The following is a 19047-nucleotide window of genomic DNA, read 5'->3' on the forward strand; positions in this document are numbered from 1 at the left end:
ACATGGGAGCGCTACGCGGTCGTCAGCTCGACTTCGCGCAGCAACTCCGCAGCGACAGCCGACTCATGACGCTTACCAGTAGGCGAAAGCGCGACGTACGCGGCAGCCAGGAACAGGAACGACCCCAGCACGACGGCCAACGGAAAGATGAACTCAGTCGGCGTCGCCCCCGGCAACCCCGCACTGCTGGGCGAGATCACGATGCTCACCGCATACATCGCCGTGTAGTGCATGCTGCTCACCGCGAGCCCCATCACCAGCGCGGCGGCAGCAGCGAGCACAGGCCCGCGAACGATCAGCGTGAGCGTCAGCGCGGCGGTCGCGGCGACGACCGCGATGACGACGGAGGCGGTGACAAGAGCCGGGTCGTAGTTGACCTCGCCGTGCAGATTCAGCGCGGCCATGCCGGTGTAGTGCATCGCCGCGACGCCGACTCCTGTACCGAGCCCGCCGAACACGACCGAGGTCACGCGCGAGCGCCCGTACCCGGCGACGAAGACGCCGGCCGCGACCACGCCGACGGACATCAGCAGGCTGACCACGGTGAGCGGGACGTCGTAACGGATGGGCGTGCCCTCGACGCTGAAGCCCATCATGGCGATGAAGTGCATGGTCCAGATGCCGGAGCCGATGGCGACGGAGGCGAGGGTCAGCCAGTTCCGTTTGGAGGCGCCGTCCGCCTCGAGTGCCCTGACGGTGCAGCGCAGGCCGAGCGCCGAGCCGACGCAGGCCATCACATAGGACAGGACGGGAGTGACCCATCCCGCGCTGAAGTGATCCATGTGTCCCATGGGGGGATTCCTCTCGGAGGTACCACCGGTAACAGGGGGGCCGGGGTCGGCTGATCATGCCAGCCGTTCCTCTGGAACAAGAGAGGGCGAAAGGGATCATGCGGCAGAATGCTGAACATTAAATCACTGTGGCGTGGGTAACACCTCTTCTGCATATTTATGCAGGTCAGGAGCCTGTCAGGGAACTGTCAGCCCACCATGACCGTCGCACCGGGCGCCGGCGCCGCCGCCGTACGGACCTTCCGGCACGTACCCGAACTCCCCAGCGCCTCCGCGACCTTGACCGCCGACTCGGCGTCCCGCACCAGGAACGCGGTCGTCGGGCCCGAGCCGGAGACCAGCGCGGCGAGGGCGCCGGCGGTGCGGCCCGCGGCGAGGGTGTCGGCGAGTTCGGGGAAGAGCGAAAGGGCCGCGGGCTGCAGGTCGTTGGAGACGGCGGCGGCGAGCGCGTCGGGGTCGCCCTTCGCGAGGGCCCCCAGCAACTCCTGCGAGGCGACGGGCTCGGGGATGTCGAGCCCCTCCGCCAGCCGGTCGAACTCGCGGAACACGGCCGGCGTGGACAGTCCGCGGTCCGCCATCGCGAACACCCAGTGGAAGGTGCCGCCGACCTCCAGCGCCGTCAGCCTCTCGCCCCGGCCGGTGCCGAGTGCCGCGCCGCCGACCAGGCTGAACGGCACGTCGCTGCCCAACTCGGCGCAGATCGCGAGCAGTTCGGCCCGGGAGGCACCGGCCTGCCACAGCGTGTTGCAGGCCAGCAGCGCGCCCGCGCCGTCCGCGCTGCCGCCCGCCATACCGCCGGCGACCGGGATGTCCTTGGCGATGTGGATGTGCACGGCGGGTTCGATGCCGCGCCGCTCGGCGAGCGCGACGGCGGCCCGGGCGGCGAGGTTCGTACGGTCCAGCGGCACCTCGGCCGCGTCCGGGCCCTCGCAGGTGACACGGAGCTCCTCGGCGGGCGTCACCGTCACCTCGTCGTAAAGACCCACCGCGAGAAAGACATTGGCCAGGTCGTGGAACCCGTCGGCCCGCGCGGCACCCACCGCGAGCTGGACATTGACCTTGGCGGGAACGCGAACGGTGACGCTCACTGGTGACCGGGCTCCTTGGTGTCGGTGTCGGTGTCGGTGTCGGTGTCCTGGGACTTGGCGCACTCCGCGATGCGGGCGAACTCCTCGACCGTGAGCGACTCCCCGCGCGCCTGCGGGGACACCCCGGCCGCGACCAGCGCCTGCTCCGCCGCCGCGGCCGAGCCGGCCCAGCCGGACAGGGCGGCGCGCAGGGTCTTGCGGCGCTGGGCGAAGGCCGCGTCGACCACGGCGAACACCTCACGCTTCGACGCGGTGGTCTTGATCGGCTCGGCCCGGCGGGTGAGCGCGACGAGCCCGCTGTCGACGTTCGGCGCGGGCCAGAACACGTTGCGCCCGATCGCGCCGGCCCGCTTGACCTCGGCGTACCAGTTGGCCTTCACGGACGGGACGCCGTACACCTTCGAACCGGGCGCCGCGGCGAGCCGGTCGGCGACCTCGGCCTGGACCATGACGAGGGTGCGCTCGATGCTCGGGAAGGTGTCGAGCATGTGGAGCAGGACGGGTACGGCGACGTTGTACGGCAGGTTCGCGACGAGCGCGGTCGGGGGCGGGCCCGGCAGCTCGGTGACGTGCATCGCGTCGGAGTGCACCAGCGCGAAACGCCCGGCCCGCTCGGGCATCCGCGCCGCGATGGTCGCGGGCAGCGCGCCGGCCAGCACGTCGTCGATCTCCACGGCGGTGACGCGGTCGGCGGCCTCCAGGAGCGCGAGGGTGAGCGACCCGAGCCCCGGCCCGACCTCCACGACCACGTCGTCCGACCGGACCTCGGCGGTCCGCACGATCCGCCGGACCGTGTTGGCGTCGATCACGAAGTTCTGACCACGCTGCTTGGTGGGGCGCACACCGAGCACGGCCGCGAGTTCACGGACGTCGGCGGGCCCGAGAAGGGCGTCTGGGACGGGGCTGCTGCTCACGGGACAAGGGTACGGGGCCCTGGTCGGCGCCCCTCACCCGTGCGGTCGCGCGCCTCTCACCCGTGGCCGGGTGCCCCTCACCCGTGCAGCCGCGCCCCGCAGTGCGGCCAGGGACTGGCCCCGCGTCGCACGTACAGCTTCTTCGCTCGGAACGTCTGTTCCGCCGCAGTCGCGTCCTGTGGGCGGCCGCTGCCGCCGAGGCTGTGCCAGGTGCGGGTGTCGAACTGGTAGAGGCCGCCGTACGTCCCCGACGGGTCGACCGCGTTCGGACGGCCGCCCGACTCGCACGCCGCGAGCCCGTGCCAGTTCAGGCCGTCCGCGCCCTGGACCGAGGTCGGGAGCGGCTTCGTCCCCACCCGCACCACCTGCGTGCGCGGCTCCCGCACCACCTCGGAGTCGGTCTTCCGCGGCTTCTGCTTGACGCCGTTCACGGTGCGCAGCGCGTACGTCACTCGCCGCACCCCCGGCTGCCCGGCCTGCTCGACGACCTCCGTGCCCTTGAAGAGCGAGGGGTCGTCCCTGCGCTCCACCCTGAACGGGATCGCCTCCTCCCGGACCTCCTCGGACCCGGTCACGCGCAGCACGGTCACCGTCTGCCCGTCCCGGGGGAAGCTGTCGCCGGGCACGGACGTCGTGTCCTCGCCGCGCAGGGTCACGCCGGCCTCCTCTACGACTTCCCGGACCGTCGCCGCGTTCGTCCGCACGGTGCTGGCCCGCCCGTCGGCCATGACCGTCACCGCCCGCTCGGTGCGCACGTCGAGCGCGAGCCCGGCGCGTCCGATGGGCTGGGAGCGCGAGACGGACATGTACGCGCCCTCCGCACGCACCCCCAGCTGATCGAGCGCCCCCTGCACGGTGTGCGCCGTCGTCCACACCTCGCGCCGGGTGCCGTCCAGCGTGAGCCGCACGGGGCGCCCGTACCGCACCGCGACCTCGTCGCCGCTGGCGAGCGCCGTGCCGGGGGCGGGCGCGACCACGTCGTGCGCCCCCACGTCGATGCCCTGCTGCGCGAGCAGCTCGGTCACGTCGTCGGCGAAGGTGTGCAGGGTGCGCGGCTTGCCGTCGACGCTCAGCTCGACGGCCTTGTCCTTGGCGACGAACGCGGTGGTGCCGCCGGCCAGGAAGGCGACGACCAGCGCCTGGGGCAGCAGGCGGCGCACGGTGCTGTCCGAGCGCTCGGCGTATCGCGCACGCCGCCGGCGCGCACCCCGCCGCCCCACTCCGGCGCCCACACCTTCCTCACGCGCCCCCTCCCCCACTTCACGCCCCGCCTGCCGAGGAAGCGCCCCCTCAACAGCGCCGCGCGCCTCATATGCGGGCGCGTAGGTGTCGCCGTACGCCCCCGTGCCCCCCAGCTCCCCCGACACCAGCGTCTGCGCGCTGTGCACGTCGAAGCCGTCGGGGGCCGGTGGTGGCGGGTACGCGTTCGGGCCGTACGCCTCGTACGTCTCGTACTGGGAACTGCTCACGCCGACACGCTCCAGGGGCCGTGGGGTCCAGAGGGGTCCGGATCGGGTCCCAGAACCTAGCGGAGCGGCCGTCACTCTCCAAAGCGGCACGGCTACGCACAGTCGTGCGTTATGGGTCAGTAATCGAAGGCGCGGGCGGTGTTCGAGGCAAGGGCCGTCGCCAGCGCGTCCTCGTCGATGCCGCGCACGGCGGCCATCGCACGCACCGTGACCGGAACGAGATACGGGGCGTTGGGCCGTCCGCGGTACGGCGCGGGCGTCAGGAAGGGCGCGTCGGTCTCCACCAGGAGCAGCTCCAGAGGGGCCACGGCGACGGCGTCCCGGAGGTTCTGGGCGTTCTTGAAGGTGACGTTGCCGGCGAAGGACATGAAGTATCCGGCGCGGGCGCAGAGCTCGGCCATCTCGGCGTCGCCGGAGTAGCAGTGGAAGACGGTGCGCTCGGGGGCGCCCTCCTCCTTCAGCACGCGCAGCACGTCGGCGTGGGCGTCGCGGTCGTGGATGACGAGCGCCTTGCCGTGCCGTTTGGCCATCTCGATGTGGGCGCGGAAGGAGGCCTCCTGCGCCTCCTTGCCCTCGGGTCCGGTGCGGAAGTAGTCGAGGCCGGTCTCGCCGACGCCCTTGACCTGCGGGAGTGCGGCGAGGAGGTCGATCTCGGCGAGCGCCTCGTCGAGCGCCCCCGCGCCCCCTGGTTCCCGCGCGCCCTGCCGGGACCAGCCATCGGGATCGCCGTGGACGATGCGCGGGGCCTCGTTCGGGTGCAGGGCGACGGTCGCGTGGACGCTCTCGAAGGCGGCGGCCGTCTCGGCGGCCCAGCGCGAGCCGCGTATGTCGCAGCCGACCTGCACGACCGTGGTCACACCCACGGACGCGGCCTTCGCGAGTCCCTCCTCCACCGTGCCGGACTGCATGTCGAGGTGGGTGTGGGAGTCGGCGACGGGCACCCGGAGGGGCTCCGGGAGCGGCGGTGCCGCGTTCTTCTCGGACTCTTTCGAAGGCATGCCCCGATCCTACGAAAGGGGCATGCAGCCGAAGCCGTCAGCTGGCCTTGCGGTGGGACTGGAAGGGGTGCAGGAGGTCGGAGAGGTGCCAGTGGTGGCGCTCCACGACTTCCCCGACCGAACCGTCGGCACCGGCCCCGGCGCCCTCGGCCGCCGGCTGCGGCACCTCGACGGGCCCGGCCTTCGGCGCCTTGTGCTGGTGGCGGTGCGCGGCCTCGCGGACCGACGAGACCTGCCCGGGCCGCATGATCCGTACGACATGGGCGTCGCAGTTCTGGCACGTCGGCTTGGACAGCGGGGAGGGGACGACCTGGCCGCCCGCGACGTACATCACGAACTCGTGGCCCTCGGCGTCCGTGTGGTGCTCAATCTCGTACGACTGCTCCCAGCCGTGCCCGCAGCGCATGCAGGCGAAGGAATACGACTCGTGCACGACTGCGGTCGCCGCACTGCGGAGGCCGGTCTGCTGCCCTGCGATCTCGCTCATGCCAGCTCCTCTGATCTGCTGGACCAAGGGACGGGTGCGTCCCTTCACCCAGTAAGACGCGCGAGCGGGGGCTGATGCATCAGGTCTGTCGACTGTTGGAGCCGATTTGGACTTTCCTTGCCATACCGGCCCTCCGCATCGGTCAGGGCTTTGCTTTTCACGACAGCCCTTTGCCTGCCCGTGGGGCGCGCGCTCAGCAGAGATGCGCCCTGCTCAGAGGGGGTGTGGCGGAGTTCACGAAGACCTCAGGAACCGCTCGCGGAAGCGGCGTTCTTCGCGGCCACAACCGCGTCGAAAACCTCCCTCTTGGGCAGCCCGGCATCCGCCGCGACCGCCGCGATGGCCTCCTTGCGGCGCTCGCCCGCCTCCTCGCGCACGCGCACACGGCGCACGAGCTCCTCCGCACTCACGGCGTGCGCGCCCCTCTCGGGCGCCCCCTCCACGACCACCGTGATCTCCCCGCGCACACCCTCCGCCGCCCACGCCGCGAGCTCCTCCAGCGGACCGCGCCTGACCTCCTCGTACGTCTTGGTCAGCTCGCGGCAGACGGCCGCGCGCCGGTCGCCGCCGAACACCTCGGCCATCGCGGCGAGGGTGTCGTCGAGCCGGTGCGGGGCCTCGAAGTAGACGAGCGTGCGCCGCTCCTCGGCGACCTCGCGCAGCCGGGTCAGCCGCTCGCCCGCCTTGCGCGGCAGGAACCCCTCGAAGCAGAACCGGTCGACGGGCAGCCCGGACAGCGCGAGCGCGGTCAGCACGGCGGACGGTCCGGGTACGGCGGTGACGCGGACGTCCTTCTCGACGGCGGCGGCGACCAGCCGGTAGCCGGGGTCGGAGACGGACGGCATGCCGGCGTCGGTGACGAGCAGCACGCGCGCGCCGCCGACGAGTTCCTCGACGAGCTCGGGCGTACGGGCGGCCTCGTTCCCCTCGAAGTACGACACCACGCGCCCCTTGGGGGTGACCCCGAGCGCCTGCGTCAGGCGCCTGAGGCGGCGGGTGTCCTCGGCGGCCACGACGTCCGCCGCGGCCAGCTCCTGGGCCAGCCGGGGCGGCGCGTCCGCGATGTCGCCGATGGGGGTGCCTGCGAGCACGAGGGTTCCGGTCACGCCCCCATCCTCCCAGGGGCCGACAGGGGTGAACGCATTCGAACCCTTACCGCGCATGCACGGGACTCACACAGAACGGTTCCCTACGATGGCGCGGTGACCAGTACCGCGTCCTCCCCGGACACCCGGCAAGGCCAGGCACCCGAAGACCAGCGGCCGTCGTGGCAGCAGCGGCTGCGCCGTTTCGGATACGCGGCCGAGCCCAGAAGCGACGTCCGTGAGCGCCTGGTGCCGCCGTTCGTGCAGCCCAGCCCGCGGCTGTGGCAGGTGCTGGGCGTGCCGCGGGCGCTGGCCGAGCGGATCACGCGCTGGTCCGGCTGGGGCGGTCCGCTGCTGGTGACGCTGATGGCGGGCGTGATGCGGTTCTGGCATCTGGGCAGCCCGAAGGCGGTGATATTCGACGAGACGTACTACGCCAAGGACGCCTGGGCGCTCGTCCACCGCGGCTTCGAGGTCAACTGGGACAAGAACGCCAACGACCTGATCCTGTCCACGAACGGGCACGTCACGATCCCGGCGGACGCGGCGTACGTCGTGCACCCGCCGGTGGGCAAGTACGTGATCGGGCTCGGCGAGCTGATGTTCGGGTTCAACCCGTTCGGCTGGCGGTTCATGACCGCGCTGCTCGGCACGCTGTCGGTGCTGCTGCTGTGCCGGATCGGCCGCCGCCTGTTCCGCTCCACGTTCCTCGGCTGTCTCGCGGGCGCGCTGATGGCGGTGGACGGGCTGGAGTTCGTGATGAGCCGCACCTCGCTGCTCGACGGGGTGCTGATGTTCTTCGTGCTGGCCGCGTTCGGCTGCCTGGTCGTCGACCGGGACAGGGCGCGCGAGAAACTCGCCGCCGCGCTCCCGGTCGGCCCGGACGGGCAGGTGCGCCCGGATCCGTACGCGGCGGAGGAGACGCGCCTCGGCCGGCGCCCCTGGCGCTGGCTGGCGGGCCTCATGCTCGGCCTCGCGATCGGCACCAAGTGGAACGGCCTGTACATCCTGGCCGCGTTCTGCGTGATGGCCGTCCTCTGGGACGTCGGCTCCCGCAGGGTGGCGGGCGCGCGGCACCCGTACAGCGCGGTCCTCAAGCGGGACACGGGGATCGCCTTCCTGGCCATGGTCCCGGTCGCGATCGTCACGTATCTCGTCTCCTGGATCGGCTGGATCCTCTCGCCGACCGACGGCTCCGGCGGCTACTTCCGCAACTGGGCGGTGACCGACGGCAAGGGCGGCGACTGGACCTTCCTGCCGGACTGGGTGCGCAGCCTGTGGCACTACGAGCACGAGGTCTACAAGTTCCACGTCGGCCTGTCCTCGCCGCACACGTACATGTCCAACCCGTGGAGCTGGATCGTCGACGGCCGCCCGGTCTCGTACTTCTACGAGTCCCCCTCGCCCGGCACGGACGGCTGCCCCGCGAACGCCGGCGGCAAGTGCGCCCGCGAGGTTCTCGCGATCGGCACGCCGCTGCTGTGGTGGGCGGCCTGCTTCGCGATCCTGTACGTGCTGTGGCGGTGGCTGTTCCGCCGCGACTGGCGGGCCGGCGCCATCGCCTGCGGCGTCGCGGCCGGCTACCTCCCCTGGTTCATGTACCAGGAGCGCACGATCTTCTTCTTCTACGCCGTCGTCTTCGTGCCGTTCCTGTGCCTGGCGGTCGCGATGCTGCTCGGCGCGATCATCGGCCCCCCGGGCGCGAGCGACACCCGCCGGGTGGCCGGCGCGACGGGCGCGGGCGTCCTGGTCCTCCTGATCGCCTGGAACTTCATCTACTTCTGGCCGCTGTACACCGGCACCGCGATCCCGATCGATGACTGGCGTTCACGTATGTGGCTGGATACCTGGGTATAGCGGACAGTAAAAGGAAACACCCCTCACAGCTCCCCCTCGGGCCACATACAGTGCGAGGACCGACAGGGGAACGGGGAGGGGGCCCTTCATGGGCAAGGGGGTCAAGGCCGCCGTCATAGGCAGTGTGTTCGCCGTGATGGTGGGGGGCGCGGGGTACGGCGCCTTCAACATCGTGTCCGCGCTGAACGACGACGGGGGCTCGGGGGCGGGCGGCTCGGCGTCCGTGAAGACCGGGCCGCCGAGCAAGGACGAGATCGAGCAGGCGTCGACGAAGTTCCTGACGGCCTGGGCCAAGGGGGACGCGGCCGAGGCGGCGACGTACACGAACAACGACGCCGGCGCCGAGCCGCTGCTGACGGCCTACGGCGAGAGCGCGCACATCAAGGACGTGAGGATCACGCCGGGCGCGGCCACCGGCGCGACCGTGCCGTTCACGGTCAAGGCGACGGTGTCGTACGAGGGGACGTCCAAGCCCCTGTCCTACAAGAGCGAACTGACCGTGGTGCGCGGGAAGACCACCGGGCGGGCGCTGGTCGACTGGCAGCCCTCGGTCGTCCATCCGCAGCTGAAGACGGGCGACACCCTGGTCACGGGTGAGGCGGCGGACCCGCCGATCGAGGCCGTCGATCGCAACGGCGTCGTACTGACCAAGGACAAGTACCCGTCGCTGGGCCCGATCCTGGACGAGCTGCGCGCCAAGTACGGCGATTCCGCGGGCGGTACGCCCGGGGTCGAGCTGTCGATCCGGCACGAGGCGGAGGGGGTGGCCGACACCTCGCTGCTGACGCTCGCCGAGGGGAAGGCCGGCAAGCTGCGGACCACGCTGAGCGCGAGCGCGCAGGCGGCGGCCGAGACCGCGGTGAAGAAGTACGCCGAGTCGTCCGTGGTCGCCGTCAAGCCCAGCACCGGCGAGGTCCTGGCCGTCGCCAACCACCGCGCGGACGCCTTCAACGCGGCCTTCCTGGGCCGCCTCGCGCCCGGCTCCACGATGAAGATCCTCAGCGCGGCCACGTTCATCGACAACGGCATCATCAGCATGAACGGCCCCGCGCCCTGCCCGCCGAGCGCGGTGTGGCAGAGCCAGACCTTCACCAACCTCAAGGGCCTGGAGCCGAACGAGAACGCGACCCTCGCCGACAGCTTCGCGCGCTCCTGCAACACGGCCTTCGTGAAGTACGCCGACGAGGTCAAGGTCGACTCCCTGACCAAGGAGGCCGAGGACCGCTTCGGGCTCGGGCGGGACAACTGGAAGACCGGCATCCCGTCCTTCGACGGCTCGGTCCCGGCCTCCGGCGGCCCGGACACCGCGGCCAACCTGATCGGCCAGGGCCAGGTGCAGATGAGCCCGCTGAACATGGCGTCGGTGACGGCGACCGCGATCACCGGCACCTTCCGGCAGCCGGTCATCGTCTCCCCGAAGCTCGACGACCGCGCGCTCGCCACCGCCCGGGGCCTGTCCTCGGGGACGGTCGCGCAGCTGCGCGCCATGATGAACCGCACCGCCACCAGCGGCACCGCGGCCGGGGTGATGGCCGGGCTGAGCGGCAGCATCGGCGCGAAGACTGGTTCCGCGGAGGTCGACGGTCAGGCCAAGTCCAACAGCTGGTTCACCGGATACCGCAACGACATCGCGGCGGCCGCCATGACCCAGGACGGCGGCCACGGTGTGGACGCGGCGGGTCCGATTGTCGCAGCTGTGCTACGGAGTGGCTCCTGAAGTCACCCGTACAGGACGGGACTCTAGGCTGTTGCCGTCGTTGGGATGCATGAGGGCGACGGGGACCCTGGGGAATTCGTAAAGGAACGGAAGCCGTGGGCAACAGAAGGCGCGTCGCCGAGCGACGGAAGACCAAGCCCGCCGTGATCGGCGGGATGATCGCCGTGGTCGTCGGCGGGGCCGGTATCGGCGTCTACGCGCTGTGGGGCGGCGGGGCCGCGGCGGACGACCGGGCGACGGGCTCGTCCGCCTCGGCCGACCACAAGGCCGTCAAGACCGGGCCGCTGTCGGCGGCCGAGGTGCAGACGACGGCCACGAAGTTCCTCACCGGCTGGCAGACCGGCAAGGTCGCGCAGGCCGCCGCCGTCACGAACGACACGACGGCGGCCACCGCCCTGCTCACCGGCTACACCAAGGACGCCCACATCACGGGCGTCACGGTCACGCCCGGCACCCGCACCGGCGACAAGGTCCCCTTCTCCGTCAAGGGCACGGTCTCCTACAAGGGCACCAAGAAGCCCATCGCGTACGAGAGTTCGCTGACGGTCGTGCGCAACAAGGCCGACGGCAAGCCGCTCGTCGACTGGCACTCCGCCGTCGTCCACCCGGACCTCAAGGACGGCGACACCCTGGTCACCGGCGAGTCCGGCACCCCGCCCATCAAGGCGTACGACCGTCACGGCGGCGAGCTGACGGCCGCCAAGTACCCCTCGCTGGGGCCCGTGCTGGACGGTCTGCGCGAGAAGTACGGCAAGATCGCCGGCGGCAAGGCGGGCGTCGAGCTGGACGTCGTACGAGGAAAGGCCTCGCAGAAGGCGAAGCTGTCCGACAAGACGCTGCTGACGCTGACCAAGGGCACGCCCGGCAAGGTGAACACGACCCTGAGCCCGGTCTACCAGGCCGCGGCCGAGAAGCAGGTCGCCGCGCAGGACAAGTCGTCGGTCGTCATGATGCGCGCCTCGACCGGCGAGATCCTGGCCGTCGCCAACCACAACCCCAGCTTCAACGTGGCCTTCCAGGGCTCCCTCGCCCCCGGCTCCACGATGAAGGTCGTGACCTCGACGATGCTGTTCGAGAAGGACCTGATCCACCCCGACGAGTCGCACCCCTGCCCCAAGACGTACAAGCTCGCGGGCTGGACCTTCCACAACGACGACGACTCCGAGATCAAGCAGGGCACCTTCAAGGTGGCGTTCGGGGCGTCCTGCAACAACGCCTTCATCAACTTCGCGCCGAAGCTGTCCGACAGCGACCTCACCGAGGAGGCCCAGCAGGTCTACGGCCTGGGCATGAACAACTGGGCCATCGGCGTGCCGACCTTCGACGGCTCCATCCCGGTGCAGAGCGGCGCGCAGATGGGCGCCTCGCTGATCGGCCAGGGCGGGGTGCGCATGAACCCGCTGAACATGGCGTCGGTGTCGGCGACGGTGGCCTCGGGCGCCTTCCACCAGCCGTACCTGGTCGACCCGTCGGTGGACCACCGCACGCTGGCGAAGGCCTCCCGCACGATGTCCTCGCAGACCCAGGCCGAGCTGAAGGAGGTCATGTCCTACACGGCCTCGTACGGTACGGCCGCCAAGGCGATGGCCGGCATGTCGGGCTGCGGCGCCAAGACGGGCTCGGCCGAGGTCGACGGGCAGAAGAAGCCGAACGGCTGGTTCACCGCGTACTGCGGCGACCTCACCGCGGCGGGCGTGGTCCAGGCGGGCGGACACGGCGGCGACACGGCCGGACCGATCGTGGCGGCCCTGCTGAAGCTGGGCGGCTGAGCTAGGGCCTGTCCGGCGGATCAGGCCGCGGGAAAGCGACGGTGACTCATCGGCGCAGCTGAGCGGGGCTTGGTGCTCCCCCACTGCCTTAAGGGCGTGGGAGGTACCCCCAAGCTGCAAGGCGGAGGAGGGCGTCGACGCGGTGGGGGCACCTCCCGGCCGAAGGCTGGGGGACGTCGGCAACCGACGACAACGCCGCTGGGGGTACCCCCTCTGGGGGAGGGCGTGCCAAGCCCCGCGTCCGCGGCATGATCCGCCGGACAGGCCCTAGCGCCGTACGGGTTCCGCGGTGGCCAGATAGGTCCGCCGCAGGAACCTCATGAGGGTCTTCGTCTCGAACTGCACGACCGAGACGCCGTGCGCGGAGTGGAACTCGACCACGGCCTGTACCCGGCCGCACGGCCAAACTCGGACCTCTCCGCTGCCGGCCGGGGCCCGCAGCCCCTGTTCCAGCAGGGAGCGGGCGAAGGTCCACTCGTCGGTGCCGGGCAGCCCGACCCGCACCGAACGCGGGTCCGCCTCGGGGTCGTACCGCAGCACCACCGGTACGGCCCCTCGCTCTTCCTGCACCTTTTCGTCCGCGTCCGTGACGATATGGGCTCGCGCGTACTGTTCGACTACAGACATCGGACGACCCCTTGACGCTGAGTGACCTAGGCGAAAGCTGTGCATCCGCTTCCTCTCCAATGTCGCATATTTTCCGGTCACCGCTTCCCGACGACGGACATCTCACATGCCCGGTGACGACCGACTGGCTCTTGCAAATCACTCGCAATAAGCCACTATCATCGAACGGTGCATGTGCCTGACGGATTCATCAACGCGCCCACCTCCGCCGTGACCGGTGTCGTCGCCGCGGGTGCCATCGCCGTGAGCCTGCGCGGCGCACGCCGTGAACTGGACGAACGCACCGCGCCACTCGCGGGTCTGGTGGCGGCGTTCATCTTTGCCGTACAGATGCTCAACTTCCCCGTCGCCGCCGGAACAAGCGGGCACCTGCTGGGCGGCGCGCTGGCGGCGATCCTGGTCGGGCCCTACACCGGGGTCCTCTGCGTCTCCGTCGTGCTGCTCATGCAGGGCATCCTCTTCGCGGACGGCGGGCTGACCGCGCTCGGCGTGAACATCACGGACATGGCGATCGTCACCACCGTCGTCTCGTACGCCGTCTTCCGCGTCCTGGTGAAGCTGCTGCCGCGCGGACGGCGCTCGGTCACCGTCGCCTCCTTCGTCGCCGCGCTCCTGTCGGTGCCGGCCGCCGCGGTCGCCTTCACGCTGATCTACGCCGTCGGCGGGACCACCGACGTCTCCATCGGCAAGGTCGCGACCGCGATGATCGGCGTGCACGTCCTGATCGGGATCGGGGAGGCGGCGATCACGGCGCTGACGGTGGGTGCGGTGATCGCCGTGCGCCCGGATCTCGTGCACGGGGCGCGCGGGCTGGAGCAGCGGCTCAAGTTGCGTGTGAACGGCGTGCTCGTGGACGCGCCCGCCCCCCATGGGGCGCGCACGGCGCCCGTCGCGGCGCGCACCTCCCGCCGCGCGCTGTGGATCACGGGCCTCGTCACCTCCCTCGTCCTCGCGGGCTTCGTCAGCTTCTACGCCTCCTCGAACCCCGACGGCCTGGAGAAGGTCGCCCACGACAAGGGCATCGACAGCAAGGCCGAGAAGCACGCGTCGGCGGACTCCCCGCTCGCCGACTACGGGGTCGAGGACGTCGAGAACGCCCGCCTGTCCGGGGGGCTGGCGGGCGTGATCGGCGTCGGTGTGACCGTGGTCGCGGGGAGCGCGGTCTTCTGGACCGTGCGCCGCAGGCGTACGCCGGACGTCTCGCCGAGCAGCACGAGCGCCGTCTGACATGGGCGCCGGGCACGCGCACAGGCTCTACCGGCACGGGCACTCCCCCGTGCACGCCCTGCCGCCGCACACCAAGCTGGCCGCCGCCTTCGCCTTCGTGGTGGTCGTGGTGTCGACGCCGCGGGAGGCGATGTGGGCGTTCGGCCTGTACGCCGTCCTCCTGGGCGTCGTCGCGCACCACGCGCGCGTGCCGGCCGGCTTCCTGCTGAAGCGGCTGCTGATCGAGGTGCCGTTCGTGGCGTTCGCGGTGCTGATGCCGTTCGTCGCGGAGGGCGACAAGGTGGACGTCCTCGGGCTGTCCCTGAGCGTGAACGGCCTGTGGGGCGCCTGGAACGTCCTCGCCAAGGGCACCCTCGGCGTCGCCGCGTCCGTCCTCCTCGCCTCCACCACCGAGCTGCGCGAACTGCTCCTCGGCCTCCAGCGGTTGAAGCTCCCGCCGCTGCTCGTGCAGATCGCGTCCTTCATGATCCGTTACGGCGACGTCATCACGGACGAGATGCGGCGCATGCGGATCGCGCGGGAGTCGCGCGGTTTCGAGGCGCGGGGCGTGAAGCACTGGGGGGTGCTCGCCAAGAGCGCGGGCGCCCTCTTCATCCGCTCCTACGAGCGCGGGGAGCGCGTGCACCTGGCCATGGTCAGCCGTGGCTACGCCGGTTCGATGCCGGCCATCGACGAGGTGACCGCGTCCCGGGCGCAGTGGTCGTACGCCCTCGCGCTCCCCGCTGCCGCCCTCGTCGTCTGCCTGCTGGGATGGACCCTGTGAGTACCGCTTCCCCCGCCTCCCTGGAGGTCTCCGGCCTCGCCTTCGCCTACCCCGACGGCCACCAGGCGCTGTTCGGCGTGGACTTCTCCGTCGCGCGCGGCGAGCGGGTCGCGCTGCTCGGCCCGAACGGCGCCGGCAAGACCACCCTCGTGCTCCACCTCAACGGCATCCTGACCGGCGGCGCGGGCTCGGTGGCGGTCGCCGGGCTGCCCGTCGGCAAGAAGCACATGGCGGAGATCCGGCGCAGGGTCGGCATCGTCTTCCAGGACCCGGACGACCAGCTCTTCATGCCGACGGTCCGCGAGGACGTGGCGTTCGGGCCGGCGGCGGCCGGGATCAGGGGCGCCGAGCTGGAGGCACGCGTGCGTACCGCGCTGGAGCGGGTCGGCATGCGGGACTTCGCGGACCGCCCGCCGCACCACCTCTCCTTCGGCCAGCGCCGCCGGGTCGCCGTCGCGACCGTCCTCGCGATGGAGCCGGAGATCCTCGTCCTGGACGAGCCCTCCTCCAACCTGGACCCGGCCTCCCGCCGCGAACTGGCCGACATCCTGCGCTCCCTGGACGTCACGGTCCTCATGGTCACCCACGACCTCCCGTACGCCCTCGAACTCTGCCCCCGCTCCCTGATCCTCAGCGAGGGCGTCATCGCGGCGGACGGCAAGACGGCGGAGCTGCTCTCCGACGACGCCCTGATGCGCACCCACCGCCTGGAGCTGCCCTTCGGCTTCGACCCGCGTTCCGCGTCGGCCGGTTCCGCGTCGGCCGGGCGGGACCGTCCGTGACAATGGGCGCGTGACGAACGAGGACCGTACGGCGCCCGAGGGCTCGCTGCTGCTCGACGACCAACTCTGCTTCGCGCTGTACGCCGCCCAGCGCGCGGTGACGGCCGCGTACCGTCCGGTCCTGGACGAACTCGGGCTCACCTACCCGCAGTACCTCGTCCTGCTCGTCCTGTGGGAGCGCGGCGAGACCACGGTCAAGGAGCTGGCGGCGGCGCTGCGGCTGGACTACGGCACGGTGTCGCCGTTGCTCAAGCGGCTGGAGAGCGCGGGGGTTGTACGCCGGGAGCGCGCGGCGCACGACGAGCGCTCGGTGCTCGTCGCGTGCACGGGGCGCGGGGAGGAACTGAGGGAGCGCGCGGCGCGCGTCCCCGGCGCACTCCTCTCGGCGACGGGCCTGGGCGCCCCGGAGGTGGCGAAGTTGCGCGAGGAGTTGTGGAGGCTCGCGGAGAGGGCGCACGAGGCGTCCGAGCGCCGGGCGTGAGACGAGCACGAGGACACCGCCCGTCGCCCCACCTCGGGTTACCCGAGGTTATTACCCCCTGGTAGCCGACCCCCTCCCTACCGGCCGGTACCTTGTGCACGATGTACTTGCGCGCACTCGTTTTGGGGGGCCAACCATGAGCGCCATGAGTGACGACCTCGGTGTCGACACCCACCCTGTCGACACCCGCCCGACGAAGATCATGTACGTCGCCGAGGCAACCGCACACGGCGGCCGGGACGGCTACGTCACCAGTCAGGACGGGCAGATCGAGCTGAAGGTCGCGATGCCGCCGGAGCTGGGCGGGGACGGCAACGGCACCAACCCGGAACAGCTCTTCGCGGCCGGTTACAGCTCCTGCTTCCACAACGCGCTGGTGCTGGTCGGCCGCCGCTCCGGCTTCGACCTGACCGGCTCCACGGTCGCCGCGAAGGTCGGCATCGGCCCGAACACACAGAAGGGTTACGGCCTCGCGGTCGCCCTCAGCGTCTCGCTGCCGGTCCTCGACCAGGACATCGCGGCCAAGCTGGTGGACGCGGCCCACGAGGTCTGCCCGTACTCCAATGCGACCCGCGGCAACATCGACGTAACGATCCTGTTGGGGTAGCGACACCGGGGAATCGCAGGCTGTCAGGGGGTGTTGCCCCCACAGTCGCAGGTTGGCCGGAAGGAAGTGCGGGCGTGGACGTGAACGGCACAGTCGCCGGGGGCTTCGAGCCGGTCCGGGAGGCGTTCGCGCGGAACTTCCAGGTGCTCGGGGACCGGGGCGCCGCGGTCGCCGTCTACCGGGACGGGCACAAGGTCGTCGACCTGTGGGGCGGGACCAAGGACGTCGACGGGACGGAGCCGTGGGAGCACGGCACCGCGCAGATCGTGCGCTCGGCGACCAAGGGCGTCGCCGCCGCCGTACTCCTGCTGCTGGCGCAGCGTGGGGAGCTGGACCTGGACGCGCCGGTCGGGGAGTACTGGCCGCAGTTCAAGGCGGCCGGGAAAGAGCGGACGCGGGTGTGGCAGGTGCTCGCGCACCGGGCCGGGGTGCCGGTGCTGGACCGGCCGTTGACGCCCGCCGAGGCCGCGGATCCCGCGCTCGGCGCGGAGGCCGTGGCCGCGCAGGCGCCGGTGTGGGAGCCGGGGGCGGAGCACGGGTATCACGCGCAGACGTACAGCTGGCTGACCGGTGAGCTGGTGCGGCGGGTCACCGGGCGCGGGATCGGCGAGTGGATCGCGGACGAGATCGCCGGGCCGGTGGGGGCCGAGCTGTGGCTCGGGCTGCCGGAGGGCGAGCAGGCGCGCGTGGGCCGGGTGGCGCAGGTCGATCCGCCGGCCGACCCGCACGGGCTCCGGACGCGGCCCAAGCGAGCCGTCTCCGAGGCCTATGCCGACCCCCGGTCCCTCACCCGCCGCGCCTTCGCCGCCATCAGCCCCCTCCCCGACGAGAACGACCCCGGCTACCGCGCCGCCGCCCTCCCCGCCTCCAACGGCATCGCCACGGCGGACGGGCTCGCGCGTTTCTACGCCTCGCTGATCGGCGAAGTGGACGGCGGGACACGGCTGTTCACGCCGGAGACGGTGGAGCTGGCGCGCGCCGAGCGCAGCGCCGGGCCGGACCGGATCCTCGTCGTGCACACCCGGTTCGGCCTCGGCTACATGCTGCACGGCGCGGCCTCGCCGCTCCTCGCCCCGACCTCCTTCGGCCACCCCGGCCGCGGCGGCGCCCTCGGCTTCGCCGACCCCGAGTCGGGCATCGCCTTCGGCTACGTGACCAACGGTTTCAGGAAGAGCGTGACGGCGGACCCACGGGCGCAGGCGCTGGTCAGGGCGGTACGAGACGTCGTACTGCCGTAGGTCATACGTTGATGGGATGCGACGTCCGCCCGGACGCCGAGTCGATCTCGCCGTGGGCCTTGGTCAGCAGCTGCATCGCGATCTCGTTGAGGGCGCGGGCGCCGGCGATCTCCTCCCCCACCCGCGGCTGATTGGAGTCGGTGTGGTGGCGGCTGGCGTGGCCGCGGGTCCGTATCTCGGTCCCGTCCGGCAGCCGTACCAGCGCGACCGCTTCGGTGTGTTCCTCGTCCTCCTGGAACTCCAGCTCGACATGCCATCCGACTGTGCTGTGCGTCATGACGATCACCTCCGGAACACCTCCTTCCAGAGTGCTCCTCCCGACCCCTCGGGCGCATCCACTGGCGGATCCCCGTCGCGTCCGTAGCATCGGGGGCATGGCGACCCTGTGGGAGCTCATGCGTGACTGCATTCCCGACGACCACGCCCGCCAGGTGACCTCGCGCTACTACCTCGACGAGGCCATGAGTTCGCCCGGGCCGCCGGAGCTGGTGGTGGATCTGGGGTGCGGGCGGGGCACCTCGGCGAAGCTGTTCCGGAAGCACGATCCCGAGGTGCGGTGGGTCGGCGTCGACATCCGTGACTCGCCGGAGGCCGGGCAGCGGAAGGACGGACAGGGGTCGGTCGTGCATTACGACGGTGTCCGGCTGCCCTTCCGGTCCGGCTCGGTGCCGCTGGTCTACTCGCACCAGGTCTTCGAGCACGTATCGCATCCGCGGGAGCTGCTCGCCGAGGTGGGGCGGGTGCTGCGGCCGGGCGGGCTGTTCATCGGGAGTACGTCGCAGTTCGAGCCGTATCACTCCTTCAGTCTGTGGAACTACACCCCCTACGGCTTCCGGACCCTCGTCGAGCAGGGCGGACTCGCGATGGAGGAGGTGCGGCCCTCGCTGGACGGGGTCGCGCTGATCATGCGGAGCTACACCGGGCGGCGGGCCGAGTTCGGGCAGTTCTGGCACAAGGAGTCGCCGCTCAACACCGAGATCGACCGCTGGGCGAAGAAGTCCGGCCGGCAGGCGGCGCTGGCGAACCTGCGCAAGCTCACGTACTGCGGCCAGTTCGCGTTCCGGGCCAGAAAGCCGGCCCATGACATACATGCACCAGGGGCCCCGGGCCGGAACTGACTCCGGTCCAGGGCCCCTTGGCGGCAGCG

19 protein-coding genes are annotated in these 19047 nt (G+C 71.3%); 10 read left to right on the forward strand and 9 right to left on the reverse strand.

The genetic code is table 11. From position 1 onward, the window contains the following. Positions 1-11: 11 nt before the first annotated feature. From ABZ848_RS02705 to rsmI, 7 genes are all read right to left on the reverse strand, one after another. Positions 12-791: an MHYT domain-containing protein gene (locus ABZ848_RS02705; RefSeq protein ID WP_360824057.1), complete on the reverse strand. Its 780-nt coding sequence runs from the start codon at positions 789-791 to the stop codon at positions 12-14. 188 nt (positions 792-979) lie between these two features. After that, entirely contained in the window at positions 980-1879 is a 900-nt protein-coding gene (locus ABZ848_RS02710; protein WP_360824060.1) for a 4-(cytidine 5'-diphospho)-2-C-methyl-D-erythritol kinase, read from the reverse strand. Then, positions 1876-2793 carry a 16S rRNA (adenine(1518)-N(6)/adenine(1519)-N(6))-dimethyltransferase RsmA gene (gene rsmA, locus ABZ848_RS02715; RefSeq protein ID WP_360824062.1) on the reverse strand — a complete coding sequence of 306 codons (918 nt, stop codon included), beginning with the start codon at positions 2791-2793 and terminating at the stop codon, positions 1876-1878. The genes ABZ848_RS02710 and rsmA overlap by 4 nt, the downstream gene beginning before the upstream one ends. 77 nt (positions 2794-2870) lie before the next feature. Next, positions 2871-4262, reverse strand: a complete 1392-nt coding sequence (locus ABZ848_RS02720; RefSeq protein ID WP_360824065.1) for a ubiquitin-like domain-containing protein — start codon at positions 4260-4262, stop codon at positions 2871-2873. A 116-nt stretch (positions 4263-4378) separates the two neighbouring features. Next, positions 4379-5260, reverse strand: coding sequence for a TatD family hydrolase (locus ABZ848_RS02725; RefSeq protein ID WP_360824068.1), 882 nt, complete (start codon positions 5258-5260; stop codon positions 4379-4381). 37 nt (positions 5261-5297) lie between these two features. Continuing rightward, positions 5298-5747: a hypothetical protein gene (locus tag ABZ848_RS02730; protein WP_360824071.1), complete on the reverse strand. Its 450-nt coding sequence runs from the start codon at positions 5745-5747 to the stop codon at positions 5298-5300. A gap of 245 nt (positions 5748-5992) precedes the next feature. Further along, on the reverse strand, positions 5993-6853 hold the full coding sequence (gene rsmI, locus ABZ848_RS02735) for a 16S rRNA (cytidine(1402)-2'-O)-methyltransferase (protein ID WP_242765667.1): 861 nt from the start codon (positions 6851-6853) through the stop codon (positions 5993-5995). Between the two features lie 96 nt (positions 6854-6949). On the opposite strand from rsmI, the gene ABZ848_RS02740 reads away from it, so the two are divergent. The 3 genes from ABZ848_RS02740 to ABZ848_RS02750 all read left to right on the forward strand — a co-directional run bounded on the left by ABZ848_RS02740 (position 6950) and on the right by ABZ848_RS02750 (position 12175). Further along, positions 6950-8689 (forward strand): phospholipid carrier-dependent glycosyltransferase, encoded by a 1740-nt coding sequence (locus ABZ848_RS02740; protein ID WP_360824074.1) that lies wholly within the window; start codon positions 6950-6952, stop codon positions 8687-8689. Positions 8690-8777: 88 nt separating this feature from the next. After that, positions 8778-10406, forward strand: coding sequence for a penicillin-binding transpeptidase domain-containing protein (locus ABZ848_RS02745; protein WP_360824077.1), 1629 nt, complete (start codon positions 8778-8780; stop codon positions 10404-10406). A 95-nt stretch (positions 10407-10501) separates the two neighbouring features. After that, positions 10502-12175 (forward strand): penicillin-binding transpeptidase domain-containing protein, encoded by a 1674-nt coding sequence (locus tag ABZ848_RS02750; RefSeq protein WP_360824080.1) that lies wholly within the window; start codon positions 10502-10504, stop codon positions 12173-12175. Between the two features lie 267 nt (positions 12176-12442). On the opposite strand, the gene ABZ848_RS02755 is transcribed toward ABZ848_RS02750, so the two are convergent. Then, entirely contained in the window at positions 12443-12802 is a 360-nt protein-coding gene (locus ABZ848_RS02755; RefSeq protein WP_360824083.1) for an SsgA family sporulation/cell division regulator, read from the reverse strand. A 168-nt stretch (positions 12803-12970) separates the two neighbouring features. On the opposite strand from ABZ848_RS02755, the gene ABZ848_RS02760 reads away from it, so the two are divergent. The 6 genes from ABZ848_RS02760 (at position 12971) to ABZ848_RS02785 (ending at position 17900) form a co-directional block, all read left to right on the forward strand. After that, positions 12971-14029, forward strand: coding sequence for an energy-coupling factor ABC transporter permease (locus ABZ848_RS02760; protein ID WP_360824086.1), 1059 nt, complete (start codon positions 12971-12973; stop codon positions 14027-14029). 1 nt (position 14030) lies between these two features. Then, complete coding sequence (gene cbiQ / locus ABZ848_RS02765) at positions 14031-14792, forward strand: cobalt ECF transporter T component CbiQ (RefSeq protein ID WP_360824089.1); 762 nt, start codon at positions 14031-14033, stop codon at positions 14790-14792. Further along, positions 14780-15574 carry an ABC transporter ATP-binding protein gene (locus tag ABZ848_RS02770; RefSeq protein ID WP_360824092.1) on the forward strand — a complete coding sequence of 265 codons (795 nt, stop codon included), beginning with the start codon at positions 14780-14782 and terminating at the stop codon, positions 15572-15574. Before cbiQ ends, ABZ848_RS02770 begins: the two co-directional genes overlap by 13 nt. A 10-nt stretch (positions 15575-15584) precedes the next feature. Then, on the forward strand, positions 15585-16055 hold the full coding sequence (locus tag ABZ848_RS02775; RefSeq protein WP_360824095.1) for a MarR family transcriptional regulator: 471 nt from the start codon (positions 15585-15587) through the stop codon (positions 16053-16055). Positions 16056-16200: 145 nt separating this feature from the next. Beyond that, on the forward strand, positions 16201-16662 hold the full coding sequence (locus tag ABZ848_RS02780) for an organic hydroperoxide resistance protein (protein ID WP_360824098.1): 462 nt from the start codon (positions 16201-16203) through the stop codon (positions 16660-16662). Positions 16663-16736: 74 nt separating this feature from the next. Beyond that, a complete protein-coding gene (locus ABZ848_RS02785) occupies positions 16737-17900 on the forward strand; it encodes a serine hydrolase domain-containing protein (RefSeq protein WP_360824101.1) in 1164 nt (387 codons plus the stop codon). Between the two features lies 1 nt (position 17901). Here the strand turns inward: ABZ848_RS02785 and ABZ848_RS02790 are convergent, their stop codons facing one another. Beyond that, positions 17902-18177 carry a DUF1876 domain-containing protein gene (locus ABZ848_RS02790; protein ID WP_360824104.1) on the reverse strand — a complete coding sequence of 92 codons (276 nt, stop codon included), beginning with the start codon at positions 18175-18177 and terminating at the stop codon, positions 17902-17904. Between the two features lie 97 nt (positions 18178-18274). On the opposite strand from ABZ848_RS02790, the gene ABZ848_RS02795 reads away from it, so the two are divergent. Further along, positions 18275-19018 carry a class I SAM-dependent methyltransferase gene (locus ABZ848_RS02795; protein WP_360824107.1) on the forward strand — a complete coding sequence of 248 codons (744 nt, stop codon included), beginning with the start codon at positions 18275-18277 and terminating at the stop codon, positions 19016-19018. Positions 19019-19047 lie beyond the last annotated feature (29 nt).

Source organism: Streptomyces sp. NPDC047081, assembly GCF_040643775.1.
Classification (GTDB): domain Bacteria; phylum Actinomycetota; class Actinomycetes; order Streptomycetales; family Streptomycetaceae; genus Streptomyces.

Excerpts from the sequence above, each read along its gene's own strand:
- ABZ848_RS02730 (WP_360824071.1), bottom strand. The coding sequence starts at position 5,747 with ATGAGCGAGATCGCAGGGCAGCAGACCGGCCTCCGCAGTGCGGCGACC.
- ABZ848_RS02780 (WP_360824098.1), top strand. The coding sequence starts at position 16,201 with ATGAGTGACGACCTCGGTGTCGACACCCACCCTGTCGACACCCGCCCG.
- ABZ848_RS02725 (WP_360824068.1), bottom strand. The coding sequence starts at position 5,260 with ATGCCTTCGAAAGAGTCCGAGAAGAACGCGGCACCGCCGCTCCCGGAG.
- ABZ848_RS02795 (WP_360824107.1), top strand. The coding sequence starts at position 18,275 with ATGGCGACCCTGTGGGAGCTCATGCGTGACTGCATTCCCGACGACCAC.
- ABZ848_RS02790 (WP_360824104.1), bottom strand. The coding sequence starts at position 18,177 with ATGACGCACAGCACAGTCGGATGGCATGTCGAGCTGGAGTTCCAGGAG.
- ABZ848_RS02745 (WP_360824077.1), top strand. The coding sequence starts at position 8,778 with ATGGGCAAGGGGGTCAAGGCCGCCGTCATAGGCAGTGTGTTCGCCGTG.
- ABZ848_RS02705 (WP_360824057.1), bottom strand. The coding sequence starts at position 791 with ATGGGACACATGGATCACTTCAGCGCGGGATGGGTCACTCCCGTCCTG.
- cbiQ (WP_360824089.1), top strand. The coding sequence starts at position 14,031 with ATGGGCGCCGGGCACGCGCACAGGCTCTACCGGCACGGGCACTCCCCC.
- ABZ848_RS02770 (WP_360824092.1), top strand. The coding sequence starts at position 14,780 with ATGGACCCTGTGAGTACCGCTTCCCCCGCCTCCCTGGAGGTCTCCGGC.
- ABZ848_RS02755 (WP_360824083.1), bottom strand. The coding sequence starts at position 12,802 with ATGTCTGTAGTCGAACAGTACGCGCGAGCCCATATCGTCACGGACGCG.